The sequence below is a fragment of the Zoogloea sp. GW822-FHT05C07 genome (genome assembly GCF_058800215.1).
The window spans coordinates 3,009,739-3,025,590 of record NZ_CM179510.1 but is presented as its reverse complement, the minus strand read 5'-3'; the positions used below and the strand labels follow the sequence as shown (position 1 = coordinate 3,025,590).

At 64.7% G+C, this 15,852-nt stretch carries 14 protein-coding genes; 7 read left to right on the top strand and 7 right to left on the bottom strand.

All coding sequences use genetic code 11. The annotated features are described in order from the left end of the window. Positions 1-140 precede the first annotated feature (140 nt). The 5 genes from AC3QL2_RS14145 to AC3QL2_RS14125 form a co-directional block, all read right to left on the bottom strand. A complete protein-coding gene (locus AC3QL2_RS14145; protein WP_493231032.1) occupies positions 141-656 on the bottom strand; it encodes an AmiS/UreI family transporter in 516 nt (171 codons plus the stop codon). A gap of 10 nt (positions 657-666) precedes the next feature. Beyond that, positions 667-1,947 carry a phosphopyruvate hydratase gene (gene eno / locus AC3QL2_RS14140; RefSeq protein WP_493231031.1) on the bottom strand — a complete coding sequence of 427 codons (1,281 nt, stop codon included), beginning with the start codon at positions 1,945-1,947 and terminating at the stop codon, positions 667-669. Between the two features lie 189 nt (positions 1,948-2,136). After that, a complete protein-coding gene (locus AC3QL2_RS14135) occupies positions 2,137-2,637 on the bottom strand; it encodes an ureidoglycolate lyase (protein WP_493231030.1) in 501 nt (166 codons plus the stop codon). Positions 2,638-2,646: 9 nt separating this feature from the next. Further along, on the bottom strand, positions 2,647-3,690 hold the full coding sequence (gene alc, locus AC3QL2_RS14130; RefSeq protein ID WP_493231029.1) for an allantoicase: 1,044 nt from the start codon (positions 3,688-3,690) through the stop codon (positions 2,647-2,649). Positions 3,691-3,857: 167 nt separating this feature from the next. After that, positions 3,858-5,324 carry an NCS1 family nucleobase:cation symporter-1 gene (locus AC3QL2_RS14125; protein ID WP_493231028.1) on the bottom strand — a complete coding sequence of 489 codons (1,467 nt, stop codon included), beginning with the start codon at positions 5,322-5,324 and terminating at the stop codon, positions 3,858-3,860. 345 nt (positions 5,325-5,669) lie between these two features. On the opposite strand from AC3QL2_RS14125, the gene AC3QL2_RS14120 reads away from it, so the two are divergent. The 5 genes from AC3QL2_RS14120 (at position 5,670) to puuE (ending at position 11,051) form a co-directional block, all read left to right on the top strand. Next, positions 5,670-6,422 carry a GntR family transcriptional regulator gene (locus AC3QL2_RS14120; RefSeq protein WP_493231027.1) on the top strand — a complete coding sequence of 251 codons (753 nt, stop codon included), beginning with the start codon at positions 5,670-5,672 and terminating at the stop codon, positions 6,420-6,422. 37 nt (positions 6,423-6,459) lie between these two features. Further along, on the top strand, positions 6,460-7,191 hold the full coding sequence (locus AC3QL2_RS14115; RefSeq protein WP_493231026.1) for an aspartate/glutamate racemase family protein: 732 nt from the start codon (positions 6,460-6,462) through the stop codon (positions 7,189-7,191). Between the two features lie 188 nt (positions 7,192-7,379). Beyond that, on the top strand, positions 7,380-8,483 hold the full coding sequence (locus tag AC3QL2_RS14110) for a porin (protein ID WP_493231025.1): 1,104 nt from the start codon (positions 7,380-7,382) through the stop codon (positions 8,481-8,483). 87 nt (positions 8,484-8,570) lie between these two features. Continuing rightward, positions 8,571-10,040 (top strand): NCS1 family nucleobase:cation symporter-1, encoded by a 1,470-nt coding sequence (locus tag AC3QL2_RS14105; RefSeq protein ID WP_493231024.1) that lies wholly within the window; start codon positions 8,571-8,573, stop codon positions 10,038-10,040. A 75-nt stretch (positions 10,041-10,115) separates the two neighbouring features. Then, positions 10,116-11,051 (top strand): allantoinase PuuE, encoded by a 936-nt coding sequence (gene puuE, locus AC3QL2_RS14100; RefSeq protein WP_493231023.1) that lies wholly within the window; start codon positions 10,116-10,118, stop codon positions 11,049-11,051. 167 nt (positions 11,052-11,218) lie between these two features. Here the strand turns inward: puuE and AC3QL2_RS14095 are convergent, their stop codons facing one another. Together AC3QL2_RS14095 and AC3QL2_RS14090 are read right to left on the bottom strand one after the other, a co-directional pair. Then, on the bottom strand, positions 11,219-12,091 hold the full coding sequence (locus AC3QL2_RS14095) for a hypothetical protein (protein ID WP_493231022.1): 873 nt from the start codon (positions 12,089-12,091) through the stop codon (positions 11,219-11,221). A gap of 36 nt (positions 12,092-12,127) precedes the next feature. Next, the gene (locus AC3QL2_RS14090) at positions 12,128-13,561 is read right to left on the bottom strand and encodes a nucleobase:cation symporter-2 family protein (RefSeq protein WP_493231021.1); all 1,434 of its coding nucleotides are present in this window, start codon (positions 13,559-13,561) and stop codon (positions 12,128-12,130) included. 303 nt (positions 13,562-13,864) lie between these two features. Between AC3QL2_RS14090 and AC3QL2_RS14085 the strand changes: the two genes are divergently transcribed. After that, the gene (locus AC3QL2_RS14085; RefSeq protein ID WP_493231020.1) at positions 13,865-14,770 is read left to right on the top strand and encodes a DMT family transporter; all 906 of its coding nucleotides are present in this window, start codon (positions 13,865-13,867) and stop codon (positions 14,768-14,770) included. Positions 14,771-14,781: 11 nt separating this feature from the next. Further along, a complete protein-coding gene (locus AC3QL2_RS14080) occupies positions 14,782-15,480 on the top strand; it encodes a response regulator transcription factor (protein ID WP_493231019.1) in 699 nt (232 codons plus the stop codon). The last annotated feature ends 372 nt before the right edge of the window (positions 15,481-15,852 follow it).

The window sequence follows — 15,852 nt, the reverse complement described above, 5'->3', positions numbered from 1 at the left end:
GCTTAGGGATAAAGGCAGGCGGCTTGAATTGCCGCCGGGATCGGTTCTTTCGATACTTTTAATATCGAATTGTGGTGTGAAGCTGCTGCCCCCGATATTCACTGCGCACTACCGCAGCGCCCCGGAGGCGGCCTCCACGATCAGCTCAAATTGCCATTCAGCAAAAGATAGCCGGGCACCCAGCCGGTCAGCACGCCCTGGCCGATGGCCACGCAGGCGGTCAGCCGGGTCAGCGGCTTATTGAGCGCAAGCAACAGGAAGAACAACAGCCAGAGTATCGACCAGGCCACCCACGACAGCCCCAGCCACCACTCTCCAGGCGAGTTCGCCAGGCGCAGGCAGTCCGCCGCCACCGGCACCGCGGTGAGGGCCACGAACAGGCTGAACCAGCCCAGCCCGCGGCCGTCCGCCCCGCTGTAGCGGTTGATCGCCACCCACAGGTAGGTGAAGGAGAACAGCAACGACAGCGCCGCCGCCTTCACCGACGCCAGGTCGGCACCGTCACCGAAGGCCAGCTTGAGGGCCACCAGCAGGGACAGGCCGCCGGCGAACAGGTTGATCACCGGGATCTCCCTATCGCCGATGCGGCCGAGCATCCACAGGCCGTTGAGGATCAGCACGGCGCCCACGTAGAGCAGCGCCAGTCCGAGCAACATGGCTGCGTCCTCAGCGTCGGGCCAGCGCCGCGCTGCCGGCGAAGCGGGCCGCCGGGCCCAGCTCGCGCTCGATGGCGAGCAGCCGGTTGTACTTCTCGACGCGATCCGAACGGCTCGCCGAGCCGGTCTTGATCTGCCCGCAAGCAGTGCCCACCGCCAGGTCGGCGATGGTCGTGTCGCCGGTCTCGCCGGAGCGATGGGAGACGATCGCCGCGTAACCGTGCTGGCGTGCCAGATCGATGGCGGCGAGGGTCTCGGTGAGGGTGCCGATCTGGTTGGGCTTGATCAGGATCGCATTGGCGACGCCCTTGTTGATGCCGTCGGCCAGCAGGCGGGTGTCCGTCACGAAGAGATCGTCGCCGACCAGCTGGGTGCGCCGGCCGAGACGGTCGGTGAGCTGGCCCCAGCCGGCCCAGTCGTCCTCGGCCATGCCGTCCTCGATGCTGACGATCGGGTAGTCGGCGACCAGCTTGGCCAGGTAGTCGCAGAACTCGGCCCGCGACAGGTCGAGGGATTCGCCGGCCAACACGTAGCGCTCGCCCTTGGCGAACTCCGACGAGGCGCAGTCGAGGGCCAGCGCCACCTGGCTGCCCGGCTCGTAGCCGGCCAGACGGATCGCCTCGACGATCAGGTCGAGGCCCTGGCGGGTGCCGTCCACATTGGGCGCGAAGCCGCCCTCGTCGCCCACCGACGTGGGGAAGCCGTAGCGGTCGAGCAGGCCACGCAGCGCATGGAAGACGCCGACCCCGGCGCGCAGCGCGTCGCCGAAGCGATCGAAGCCATGGGGCACGATCATGCATTCCTGGATGTCGAGGCTGTTGTTGGCGTGGGCGCCGCCGTTGAGCACATTCATCAACGGCACCGGCAGCACCGGCTCCCGCCCGTCAGACAGGTGGCGGTACAGCGGCTGGCCGGCCGCCTCCGCGGCGGCCCGGGCGCTGGCCAGCGACACGGCGAGGAGCGCGTTGGCGCCGAGACGGGACTTGTCGGCGGTGCCGTCCAGATCGCACAGGATGCCGTCGATATCCGCCTGGCGGGCCGCGTCGTGGCCCTTCAGCGCGGTGACGATGGGGCCTTCGACGTGGGCCAGGGCCTTCTGCACGCCCTTGCCGCCGAAGCGCGCCGGGTCGCCGTCGCGCAGTTCGAGGGCTTCGCGCTTGCCGGTGGAGGCACCGGAGGGCACCGCGGCGGTTCCGCGGTGGCCGGACTGCAGCGTGACGGTGGCCTGCAGCGTCGGGTTGCCGCGGGAGTCGAGGATCTCAAGTCCCTCGATATGGGTTATTTCGTACATGTAATGCTGTCTCCAGGAAAGTACACGGGGCCAATTCGTGGGCCGGCGGACGCCAGGCCGCAGCGCGAACAGCTTAGAGACAAAGCCGGGGCGCTTGAATTGGCGCCGGAATAGGCACTTTCAATACACACCGTATCGATCTGCCAACGGACAGAACGGAAGCCTTGGTGCGGATAAGCTTCATTCTCCTTACAGTGCCTGGATCACCGCGCCGGGATCGAGGCTCACCTCGTCGCAGTTGGGGGCGCTGCCGCTGCGGTCCACGACGAGGAAATCACACACCGTCTCCAGCGCCAGCAGCGGGTGGTGCCACACGCCGGTGGCGTAGTTGACGCCTTGGTCGCCGCGGGCCAGGAAGACCCGCAGGTCCTCGGCCTTCGGCGCCGCGCCGGCCGGCGCCACCACCACCAGGTAGGGCTTGCCGGACATCGGGATGAAGGCCTGGCTGGCCAGCGGGTGGCGCTCCATCATCTCGACGCTGAAGGGCAGCGTGCGCGGCTGGCCGCGGAAGATGGAGACGATCACCTTGCCGTCCGGGCCCGCTTCGATCTGGGCGAGGTCGTGGTAGCGCTCGGTGTTGCCGGCGTTGATGGTGAAATGGCGCACCGCGTCGCTCGCCTCGATGACTTCGCCGAAGGGGGCGAAGGCTTCGCGGGTGAGCGGCTGCGGGCTCAGGCGGAGGCTGTTCATGGCCGCTCCTTATTTGGCCACCTTGCCCCACAGGCGCAGGCGCGACACGCCGCCGTCGGGGAAGATGTTGAAGCGCACATGGGTGATCGGCCCGAGCTTGGCGATCTGTTCGGTGAAGGTATGCACCGCATCCATCGACAGCTTCTGCTCGGGCAGCAGGGTCTGCCAGAACATGCTCTGGGTGGTGATGGAACGGTCGGTGCCGCCGCTCACGAAGGCCGCCTGGATCGAGCAGCGGTCCGGGAAGTTGCCCTTGAAGAAGGCGGTGTCCACTTCGATCTTGTCGACCGTGCCGGCGGCGCCCAGTTCGAGCACGCACCAGTCGTTGCCGGGTTCGCGGCGGCGGCGGGTTTCCCAGCCGTCGCCCATGTTCTGGCCGCGGCCGGGCAGCAGCAGGGCGGCGACGGTGGAGCCGAAGCTGGCGTCGTTCCACGATACCGCGCGGCCGCCGTTCTCCATCGCGACGAGGTCGATGGTCTCGTCGCCGGTCAGGCTTTCCAGCGCGCCGACCGGGCGGCCATAGACGCGCAGGCGGGCGATGCCGCCGTCCGGGTAGATGTTGACGCGCAGGTGGGTCCACGCCGCGTCGCTGGCGCATTCGAGGATGTGGTGGCTGTTGGGGCCGAGGGGCGTGGCGGGCAGGATCTCGGTCCAGTTGGCGGCCTTCAGGCTCTCCACGTCGTCAGTGGCGGAAACGGTGGCCTCGATGGACACCGCCGGCGGGTAGTTGCCGGTGAAGTGGCTGGTGTCCACGTCGAAGCCGCGGATCACGCCTTTCACGCCGAGCTTGAGCAGCGCCCAGTCGTGGCCCGCGACGCGTTTGCGGCGGGATTCCCAGCCGTCCATCCACTTGCCGTTGGTGTCGAACTTGCCCGGCACGAACTGGGCCGGTTCGGGGTTGAGCATGCGCGACACTTCGGCGAAGAAGTCGTCGGAGGCGTACAACGCCTGCGCGCCCAGGCGCGGGTTGGCGAGATCCACCGAACGCAGCGCCCAGTCGGGCAACTCGGCGGGGGCGGCGAAAACGGGGGCGCCGGGGGTATGGCTGGCCATGGGTCAGGTCTCCTTTGGAATTTTGGTTTGCAATGCGTGGAAGCGATCTGCCCCGCAAGGGCAGCCACGCATGCCGTTTCATGGTGATCAAGGGAAGCCCCGAACTGCTCGAGGCTCCACACTGAAAAGGATCTTGGGCGAGCTTTCAGCACCCGTGATCCAAAGCGTCAGGACGTGGCTTCAGGAACCATGGGGGCAAGCGCTTCATGGGATCCCTGCGAGACCGTCTGGCCTTTCATCGCAAAGTGGTAGCACAAGGCACCGAGCGCACAACCGATGAACCAATTGAAGTCGGCCAGCGCCTTGACGCCCAGCAGCGTGATCGCCACGCCCGCGATCACAGCCGGGACAAGCGCCCAGATCGCACGCTTATTGACCCCGTTTTCGTACCAGTAGGCGCCACCCGGCTTGTCGCTGTAGAGGTCATCGACGACGATCTTGCGCTTGCGCACGAAATAGAAATCCACCAGCAAGATGCCAAACAGCGGGCCGATGAAGGCGGCGAGCATGTCGAGGGTGTAGTGAATCACGTCCGGCGAATTGAACAGGTTCCACGGCGTGATGAAGATCGACCCGACCGCAGCGATGAAACCGCCCGTACGGAAGCTGATGTGCCGGGGCGCCACGTTGGAGAAATCGAAGGCCGGCGACACAAAATTGGCGACGATATTGATGCCGATCGTGGCCGTGACGAAAGTGAAGGCGCCCAGCACCGCGGCCATCGTATTGTCGATCTTGCTGACGGTCTCGATCGGATCGGTGACCATATGGCCGAACACGGGAATGGTGCCGGAAGTGATGACGACGGTGACAATCGAGAAGGCGATGAAGTTAACCGGAAGCCCCCAGAAGTTGCCGCGCTTCACCTCGTCGAAATGCCGGCCATAGCGTGAAAAGTCGCCAAAGTTCAGCATCGGTCCGGAAAAGTAGGACACCACCAGCGCAATCGCCGTGATCATCGGCCCCACCACACCAAAACCCTGGTACTTCACTTCGCCCAGATTAAGGCTGATGTTATCGAGGCCGGCCTTCCAGACGATCCAGCCGGCAAGCAGGAACATCACGACATACACAGCGGGCCCCGCCCAGTCGATGAAGCGCTTGATCGCTTCCATGCCATGCCAGAACACCACTGCCTGCAACACCCACATCGTCATGAAGCCCAACCAGCCGAGATATGACAGTCCGGCGAAGCTCTGATGCGTCAGGCTCTCGAGCCCGGGAAAGAAGCGCAACAGCACAATCGTCAAGGCCGACGATGCAAGAAAGGTCTGGATTCCGTACCAGGCGACTGCAATCAGGCCACGGATGATCGCGGGAACATTGGCCCCCCAGACACCGAAAGCCAGACGGCAAGCGACGGGATACGGGACACCCGCCTGCTGGCTGGGCAAGGCAACCCAGTTGCACAGCACATTGACCAGACAGATACCGATGATCAGCGACACCAGTACCTGCCAGCTACTCAAACCAAGCGCAAACAAACTGCCGGCAAAAACGTATCCACCGACACTATGAACATCGGACATCCAGAAGGCGAAAATGTTGTACCAGTTCCAGTTCTTGTCCTTCAGAGGAGCGAGGTCCTCGTTGTACAGACGGTCGCTATAACCCGCCGGCAGGTGCTCTGACATGCTTGTCTCCTCATTTCCGCGGTCTTGCCACGGAAGCATCTCTAGGTGTGTTGAGCGGTCCTACGGTCTAGGAGCACGGGGCGTATAATTTTTTTATGCACCCATAGACTGTATCCGTTATTACATAAAAATGTATCCAGTTAACGAAGTCAAGAGGATTTTTGTACGCATACAGTCGACGGCCCCCACAAAGCGGCAAGCGCACGCCAGAAACACAGAAGCCAATACCAAAACTACTTACAGAAGCTACGGATACAAAAATAAGTTTAATTGTATCCAAAACACATCTAAACTGAATTCAACGATGGGTCGACCATGGTCACGCCCACATGGAGATTTTTAAGAATGGGAAAACGTACATCCCCCGAACTCGAATCAGGCCGCAACGACAACGGCCTCGGCGGCAATGGGCGTGATGAGACGATCTACCGCAATCTGTTCACCGCGATCGTCGAGAACCACCTCGCACCCGGCACGAAACTGCCAGAGGACACGCTGGCCGAAACCTATGGGGTCAGTCGGACGAGCATCCGCAAAGTACTGCAGCGGCTCACCCACGAGCGCCTGGTAGATGTGCGTCTGAATCGCGGCGCATCGGTCGCTCAACCCTCAGTCGGCGAGGCACGCGACATCTTTTCAGCCCGCCGGGTCATCGAATGCGGCGCGATCCCTCTCGTGGTTTCAAAAGCAACGCCGGCTGCGCTGGATGGCCTGCGCGATCTCGTCCGGCGCGAGACAGCCGCCCAGGAACGCGGCGACTGGCGAGAGTCGATCTACTTGTCGGGAGCCTTCCACGTCGCACTGATCGGCATATCGGGCAATGAAACGCTCACCGACTTTCTGACCCAACTCGTATCGCGCTCCTCGCTCGCCATCGCCACCTACGGCTCGCCACAGACGGCGAGTTGCCGGCATTCCGAGCACGACGACGTGATCACGATCATCGCTGGCGGCGATGTCGAAGGTGCCATGCAGTGGATGGACCGTCACCTGCGCGACGTCGAGCGCACCGTCGTGTTCGTCGAAGAAGAACCCGCCGCCGCGGACCTGAAGAAGATCCTCGAGGAGGTCGCCCAGCGCCGCACCAAGCTGCGTTAGGGGCGCTCCCCCGCCTATAAAACCCAAGGAGACAGCAATGCAGATACGTGTCATCAATCCCAACACCACGCTCAGCATGACCGAGAAGATCGGCGCGTCCGCACAGCGCGTGGCCGCACCGGGCACGTACATCGTGGCAACCAATCCGAAGAGCGGTCCCGTTTCGATCGAGAGCCATTTCGACGAGATGATCAGCGCAGTTGGTGTCGCTGAAGAGGTCCGCAAGGGCGAACGCGAGGGAGCCGACGCATATGTCATCGCCTGTTTCGGCGACCCTGGGCTGCTCGCAGCACGCGAGCTGACGCGTGCGCCGGTAATCGGTATCGCCGAAGCCGCCTTTCACCTGGCAACCATGATCAGCACCCGCTTCTCGGTCGTAACGACCCTCGGGCGCACCTGCATCATCGCCGAACACCTGCTGCAGTCCTACGGCTTTGCCCACCACTGCCGCCGGGTGCGGGCAGCCGAAATCCCGGTGCTCGATCTGGAGGAGGACGGTGCCTGTGCCCTCGACCGTATCGTCGAGGAATGTCGCCGTGCCAAGGCGGAGGACGGCATTGGCGCAATCGTGCTCGGCTGCGGTGGCATGGCCGATCTCGCCGATGAGATCCAGGCCGCTGTGGGCCTGCCCATCGTTGAAGGCGTCACCGCCGCAGTCAAACTCGCCGAGACGCTGGTCAGCCTGAGGTTGGGCACCAGCAAACACGGCGATCTCGCCTTTCCGCGAAACAAGCGCTTCACCGGGCAGTTCGAACAGCTGAGCAGCTAGCCCGGCTCCCCCCCATTCCGCCGGGACTCCTGATTGAAGGAGTCCCACAGACTGAATTATCCGTGCCGGTCGCATGCGACCGGCACCGGGTACCGCTGCGCCGTCGTTTTCATTATTGCTCCACGAAAGCGCCGGTGACGGCGCGCAGCAGAAGCACCCACAAGACCAATCGACATAAAGGAGACAGCATGAACACCAAAGGAGGCAGCATGAAACGGAGAAGGAGTGTGAGCACGGCGATACTGGGCATCGCGGGCGTCGCACTGAGCGGGGCAGCATGGGGACAGAGCAATATCACGATCACCGGCCGCGCGGCCGCGCAGGTCGATGTGGTGTCCGCGAAAGGTGCGACTGCGGGCCCCGCGGCCGACATTGACCAGCGCACCCGGGTGACCGATATCGCTAGCCGCATCCGCTTCCTCGGCAAGGAAGATCTCGGTGGCGGTCTGCGTGCCTTCGTCTGGATCGAAGGCAATACGCCGCTCGACGGATCGCGTGCCGGTGCATTCGGCACCGAGGGCTCGGAAAGCTATGTGGGCCTGGGGGGGAACTGGGGAGAACTCATGCTCGGGAAACGCCACCGTCCGTTCTATATCTCGAGTCTGAGCGCCGACCCCTGGGACATCCTCACCCTGGGCAGTATCGATGCCGTGGTCTATGTTGCGCCGCTCAAGCTCGGCGCACCACCCAGCGGATTCCAGGCGACGAACAGCGTGAACTACTGGTCGCCCGACTGGAACGGCATGCGTCTGCGGGTCCAGCACAGTGCCGGCGAAAACAAGACCGCCACGACACACGCCACCGACGAGTATTCGGTCGCCGGAACCTACGACCTCGGCGGCCTGCATACCGCACTGGGCTACCGCCATCAGAAGGGTGCGGTACAAGGCAGCAGCGAATCGTGGAGCCTCGCCGCCACCTACGTGATCGGTGGCGGACCGAAGCTCGGCGTGGTCTACGAAGACCACAAGGCGGACTTCACCGGCAGCCCTCTCAAGATCAGCGACTGGGCGCTCACCGCATCCTGGCCCTTCGGCCCTCACGAACTGCGGGCCAACTATGCGCGCGACTCCGGCGTGCGGAACGCGGCCATCGCGCGCGAAGACACGCGCAGCAGCCACTGGGCCCTGGGCTACGCCTATCACGTGTCGAAACGCACGGAGTGGTACGCCCAGTATGCGCGGCTGACGAACGGTGCGGCGGCAAACAACGACTTCGATGCAGGTGTCGGCGGTGTCGCACCAGGCGCGGACCCCAGGGGATTTGCTTTGGGCATGATTCATTACTACTAAGCCTAAAGAGGGGGCGGACCTGCCGCCGGCTGGTTCAGCACGGTTGCTGCAGGTCCGACGCCGCCAGCACACACGAAGGAAGACAGCATGAGCACGAAAAATACCGTCGGCGCGAACGAGACAATCGCTACCGGCATGCCAGGCGCAGATCCGCGCCTGTACAACCACGACCTTGCCCCGGTCCCTGCAGGCAAGCGCACCTGGAATGGCTACAGCATCTTTGCGATGTGGATGTCGGACGTGCATAGCGTCGGCGGATACACCTTCGCGGCGAGCCTGTTCCTGCTGGGCCTGTCCGGCTGGCAGGTTCTCGCCGCACTCACCATCGGCATTCTGATCGTCAATCAACTCATGAACTGGGTCGGCAAACCCAGTCTCGTACACGGCATTCCGTTCCCCGTGATGGCGCGTGTGAGCATGGGTGTCATGGGCGCCAATCTTGCGGCCATCATCCGTGGGGTCGTCGGCATCGTCTGGTACGGTGTGCAGACCTATTTCGCCTCGAAAGCCGTAGCGACGCTGGTTCTGCTGTTCTTCCCCGCGGCAGTGGCACTGCGGGAGACGACTTTCCTGCAGCTGGATCTCCTCGGCTGGGCCTCTTTCCTTTTCATGTGGTTCTTCCAGCTGGTGATCTTCCAGCGCGGCATGGAAGCGATCCGCAAGTTCATCGACTTCTGCGGGCCGGCCGTTTATGTCGTGATGTTCATCCTGATGGGCTGGATCCTGTCCCGTGCCGGCCTCGGCGCGCTCGACCTGACCCTCGGCGACAAGGTGCTGACCGGCGCCGAATCCTTCACCGCGATGGGCAGCGCCATCCTGCTGGTGGTCAGCTACTTTGCCGCGCTGCTGCTCAACTTTGGTGATTTCTCGCGCTTTGGAAAAAGCGAGCGCCAGATGAAGGTTGGCAACTTCCTCGGCCTCCCCGTGAATTTCATCGCCTTCTCGATCATTACCGTCATCGTCACGGCCGGCAGTACCACCGTATTCGGCACGATGATCATGGACCCGGTCGAGATTGTCGCCCGCATCGACAACAAGTTCGCCGTCGTCCTCGGCAGCCTGACTTTCATCATTGCGACCATGGGTATCAACATCGTCGCCAACTTTGTCTCGCCGGCCTACGACATTGCCAACCTGTTCCCCAAGCATGTGGACTTCAAGCGTGGCGGTCTCATCGCCTCGATCCTTGCGGTCATGGTCTGCCCCTGGATCTTCGTGGACAGCCCGAAGGCCATCACGGTCTTCGTGAGCATTTTCGGCGCAGTGCTCGCTCCGCTCTACGGCGTAATGATGGCCGACTTCTACCTCGTCAAGAAACAGGTCGTGAAACCTGTGGAGCTCTACACCATGGCGCCCGATGGACGCTATCACTACGACGGCGGCTGGAACAAGGTAGGCCTCACGGCCCTCGCCATCTCCGGCGTCCTGGCGATCGGTTGGGAACTTGCGACCCAACTTCTCCACCTCATCCCCGAAAACAACTTCGGCTGGGTAATCGGCGCTTTGTCGGGTGCCGTGGTCTACGTGGCGATGATGCGGGCCGCGCGGCGCACCTGAAACAAGCACAACAACACCCCCTGGCGCCAAGCAAACCAACTTGGAGTCAGGGGTCAAGACATGCAAGAGAAGTACATGACAAACATGAAGAACTATCCCCGCGACCTGATCGGCTACGGCCGCAAGCCGCCCTTCGCCGACTGGCCGGGCCAGGCCCGGGTGGCCGTCCAGTTCGTCCTCAACTACGAGGAGGGCGGCGAGAACTGCGTGCTGCACGGCGACCCCGGCAGCGAGCAGTTCCTGTCCGAGCTGTTCAACCCGCCGGCCTTTCCGGACCGCCACCTGTCGATGGAGGGCGTCTATGAATACGGCTCCCGCGTTGGCGTGTGGCGCTTCCTGCGCGAGTTCGAACGGCGCGGCTTGCCGATGACCATCTTCGGCGTGTCGATGGCGCTGCAGCGCCACCCCGAACTCACCGCCGCCTTCAAGGAACTCGGCCACGAGATTGCCTGCCACGGCTGGCGCTGGATCCACTACCAGAACGTGGACGAGGCGACCGAGCGCGAGCACATGCGGATCGGCATGCAGATCATCGAGCAGCTCACCGGCGAGCGGCCGCTGGGCTGGTACACCGGGCGGGACTCCCCCAACACGCGGCGCCTGGTCGCCGACGATGGTGGCTTCCTGTACGACTCGGATTACTACGGCGACGACCTGCCGTTCTGGTCCGAGGTGCAGAAGAGCAACGGCAGCACCGCACCGCACCTGATCGTGCCCTACACCCTCGACACCAACGACATGCGCTTCTCGCTGCCGCAGGGCTTCTCCCACGGGGATGAGTTTTTCGAATACCTGCGCGACGCTTTCGACGTGATGTACGAAGAAGGGGACGAGCGGCCGGCGATGCTCAGCGTCGGCATGCACTGCCGCCTGCTCGGCCGCCCCGGACGTTTCCGTTCGCTGCAGCGTTTCCTCGACCATATTGAAAAACATGATCGGGTGTGGGTGTGCCGACGGGTGGATATCGCCCGCCACTGGATCGAGAAACACCCGTTCCGCCAACACCCCTGACACTCCCGTACGGCGAGGTCGGAGCCCCCTCGCCCCCTCCGATGTCCCTTCGACACCACAAAACCACCACGCCTCGCCCGGTCCTCGGCATTCCTGAGCCGACGACCGGACGTCGCCCCATGCACCTGCATGCGTTGACTTACCGAGGCAGGCGATATGACGCATGGTCAGAAGTGCCACTCCAGTTGCAGCGTCGGGGCGCGGGTGTTGATGCCGGGCTTGGTGACGCCGGCAGCGGTGGCGTGGTTGCCGAACTTGTTGAGCCACAGCTCGTAGCCGATGCCGGCCCAGACGGTGTTCTTGCGGCTGCCGGCGAGCTGGCCGAGGTCGGCCATCAGGGAGGTGCGCATCAGGGTTTCCGCCTCGGTCTTCACGCCGGCGTAGTCCTTGCCCTTCTCGCCGATGTAGTTGATGAAGCCCTGGAACTTGAGGGGCAGCGGACCGGCCTGGAACGGAATGCCCCACGCGGCGCTGAGCATCCACTGGGTGTCGAAGGCGATCTCGGCCTGCGGACAGGCCGGCGCGCCGAGGCCGCAGTGGTTCCACTCGCGGGCGGCCAGCAGGCTCACGTCCAGAAAACCGGGCACGTCGAACTTGAGGGTCGGGCCGACCACCAGCAGGCGCTTGCGCGGCGCGAAGCGGGTGTCCTTGGTGTTGAGGTCGAAGCCGCCGGTCAGCGCCACCTCCTTCACCGGGCCGAAGGACAGGTCTTTGTCGAGGGCCTTGCCCAGGTGCAGCTGGTGGCGGTAGGTCAGGTAGAACTCGGTGGCGCCGGAACCGCCGCCACTCAGCGGATCGTTCTTGTCGGACTGCAGCACGTCCAGGTTCAGAAAGTTCTGGCCGACCGAATAGCCGCTGCTGTGAGTGAATTGCAGCACGTTCTTGCGCACGTCCTGGGTGTTGTTCGGCTCACGGAACTGGGTACCGTAGCGATAGCCGAGGAAAGTGTCGGACCAGGTGGCGGCAGAAGCGAGGGGCGCGGCAATCGACAGGCAAAGGGAGGCCGCACCGGCCAGCGGCCGGCAAAAAATCTTCTTCATTTTGTATCTTTCGGTGAGGTGTGGTCCGGGCGCGGATCAGTGGGCTTCGTGGGGGATGGCTTCGCAGGCTTCGCCGCTGGCGTTGCGGCGGCCGGTGCCGTTGAGGAACACGTTGAGCACGACGGCGGACAGGGCGGCGAGCAGGATGCCGCTGTGCAGCAGCGGGCCAAGGGCCTTCGGCATGCTGTGGAAGAAGGTCGGCGCGACCAGCGGGATCATGCCCAGGCCGACGCTGACCGCCACCACATAGAGGTTGTTGCGGTTGGTGCGCAGGTCGGCCCCGACGAGGATCTTGATGCCCGTCGCGGCGACCATGCCGAACATCACGACGCCGGCACCACCGAGCACGAACTGGGGCACGGAGGCGATCACCACCGCCATCTTCGGGAACAGGCCGAAGGCCATCAGGATCACCCCGCCGACGATGCACACCCAGCGGCTCTTCACGCCGGTGACGCCCACCAGGCCGACGTTCTGGGAGAAGGAGGTGTGCGGGAAGGTGTTGAGGAAACCGCCGATCAGCGTGCCGAGGCCGTCGGTGCGCAGGCCACGGGTCAGGTCGTCACGGCTCAGGCGGCGCCCGGTGAGATCGCCGAGGGCCAGGAACATGCCGAGGGATTCGACCATCACCACCACCATCACCAGGCACATGGTCGCCACCGACACCAGGTCGAAGGTCGGCATGCCGAACTGCAGCGGGGTGACGAGGGCCATCACCGGCGCTTCGTCGATGCCGGCGAAGCTGACCTTGCCGAGGGCCATCGAGATCAGGAAGCCGACCACCATGCCGAGCAGCACCGACACGTTGGACAGGAAGCCACGGCCGTACTTGGTGATCAGCAGCACGGAGACCAGCACGATGGTGGCGATGGCGATGTGCTCCGGCGCGCCGTAGGCCGGGTTGTCGATCATCTTGCCGGTCGCCGCGTCCTTGATCATGGGATTGCCGCCGGCCGCCCAGTTAACCGCCACGCGCATCAGCGAGATGCCGATCACCGAGATGATGGTGCCGGTGACGACGGGCGGAAACAGCGGCAGACAGCGGGATACCAATGGCGCGAAGAAGATGCCGAAGATACCCGCCGCGATACCGGCGCCGAGAATGGCGTTGATGCCCAGCTCGGGGTTGCCGGCCATCGCCACCATCGGGCCGACGGCGGCGAAGGTGACGCCCATCATCACCGGCAGGCGGATGCCGAACTTGCCGAAGCCGAAGGCCTGGATGATGGTGACGAGGCCACAGCACAGCAGATCGGAATTGATCAGCAGCGCGATCTGGTCCTTCGGAAAGCGGAGGGCGCCGCCGACGATCAGCGGCACCGCGATGGCGCCGGCGTACATCACCAGCACGTGCTGCAAGCCCAGGGCCAGGAGGCGGGCGGCGGGCAGGCGCTCGTCGACCGCATCGACCGGTTGGGCACTTCTTTCCTGCGAATACTCCGACATGGAGGTCTCCTTCGTTATCAGCATGAGCGCCTCTGCGGGCGCTGGTGGCGAATGCGCCGGCCGAGGAATCGACCGGACTCAGGCCCAGTTTAGGTGGCGGCCCACCGTGCGGCAGAGCCGAGTCTTGATAAGCGGAATAAGCACTTCGATATTGTCGCGGCGCAGCATTTTTCATCCCCATCAAACACAGGCCCACCCTGCCTTCCATCCTGCAGTGCAGCACGATTTAGCGGGCCGTACGACATGGCTGGCGGCTTCATCTGCGGCACCTTGTGGGTATTCTGCGGACCAAGCGATGCCCCCCACTATTCGAAATCCGATAAGCCGATGAAGCCGTCCTCCTCCTTCCCCCGCCCCGCCGCCGCCGCACTGCTGTTGATGTCACTGATCTGGGGCTACAACTGGGTGGTGATGAAGCAGGTGATCCGCTACGCCGATCCCTTCGACTTCTCGGCGATCCGCACGCTGCTCGGTGCCCTGTCCCTGTTCGCGCTGCTGCTCCTGCGCCGCCGACCGCTGAAACTGATCGCCGCCCGCCAGACCATCCTGCTCGGCCTCTTGCAGACCGCCGCCTTCACGGCGCTGATCCAGTGGGCGCTGGTGGCCGGCGGCGCCGGCAAGACCGCCGTGCTGGTCTACACCATGCCCTTCTGGCTGGTGCCGCTGGCGGCCTGGCGCCTCGGCGAACGCATCAGCCCGCTGCAGCAGGCCGGCACCCTGGTGGCCGCCGGCGGGCTGCTGCTGATCCTCGAACCCTGGGGAGCCGCCCACGGCAGCCTGACCAGCAACCTGCTGGCGCTCGCCGGCAGCCTCGCCTGGGCGCTGGCCACCGTCGTCGCCAAGCGCCTGCGCCAGCAGCACGAAGTGGATGTGCTGACGCTGACCGCCTGGCAGATGCTGTTCGGCGCGCTGGCCCTGTGTGTCGTCGCCGCGCTGCATCCGTCGCGCCCCATCGAGCCGACGCCCTACTTCTTCGGCGCCCTCGCCTTCAACGCGCTGCTCGCCACCGGCCTCGCCTGGCTGCTGTGGCTCTACGTGCTGGAGCATCTGCCGGCCGCCATCGCCGGCCTGTCGGCCCTCGGCATCCCGGCCATCGGCGTGCTAGCCGGCTGGCTGGAGCTGGGCGAACGCCCCAGCAACGCCGAGCTCGGCGGCATGCTGCTGATCGCCGCCGCGCTGCTGCTCGTCAATCTCGTCCCGGTCCTCCGCCGCGGCGGCCCACCCCGTTCCTGAACAGGTTTGCCATGACCACGCCCCGCCCCGCCATCCACTGCATCGACGACACCCCGGCCACCCGCCGCGCCCTCGCCGCCTGCGCCCACAGCCTGGATCTTCCGCTGCACGTCTGGAACAGCCCGGACGAATTGCGCGCCGCCCTCGACGGCGACGCCTGTGGCGTGATCCTGGTGGACATCCGCCACACCGACGGCGACTGCGCCGACTTCATCGCCGGACTCAGCGCCGGCGGCATCGACCTGCCGGTCATCGTGCTGGCCGCCGACGCGGACACCGCCCAATGCCGGCAGGCCTTCCGCGCCGGTGCCGCCGACTTCCTGGAAAAACCGCTGCAGCGCGCCGAACTGCGCCAGGCCCTGCGCCACAGCATCGGCCAGCACGTGCTGCAGCACGCCCGCCTCGCCGCGGAACGCCAGGCCCGCCGGCGCTATGCACAACTGTCGGAACGGGAGCGGGAAGTCCTGGCGATGATCGTCGCCGGCCTCACCAACAAGGAAGTCGCCCGTGCGCTGGAAGTGTCGCCCCGCACCGTCGAGGTCCACCGTTCGCGCCTGGGGCGCAAGCTCGGAACGGATTCGTTTGCGCAGATGGTGAGGTGTTATGCGGGGCTGGTGGAGGGGGAAGGTGTGGCGGACACGGCCGGTGTCGTGCGGGCGAGCGGGCGCGTGCCCATCCCTGGTGCGAGCTCACTGGACTTGCGGATGTAATTGCTTGGTGGTCCTTACTGGGCGGCTTTCCTTTTTATTGGCTTGCATTGGCCGGGACGCGCCCCGGCGGGCGCCCTACTTTCTTGCGTCGCCAAGAAAGTAGGCAAAGAAGGCGACCCGAGCCTCACCTGTCGTCCGCGTTGCAGACGACTTCCCTGCGCTGCTCGCAGCAGGCGGCCGGCGCGGAACTCGCCGGCTACGCCGGCTCAAACAACCGCGCCGGACTTCCCCGCCTGCCGCTGTGCTGCTCGGCGGTTCGGAACGGGCTTTGGGGAGACACCGAGCCTTTCCTGAAATTGCGGTTTGTTGCTGGACATGGCTGCGCAGCCCTGATCCGCCCGTCCCACCCTCCACTCGGCGCGTCAGAGGGGG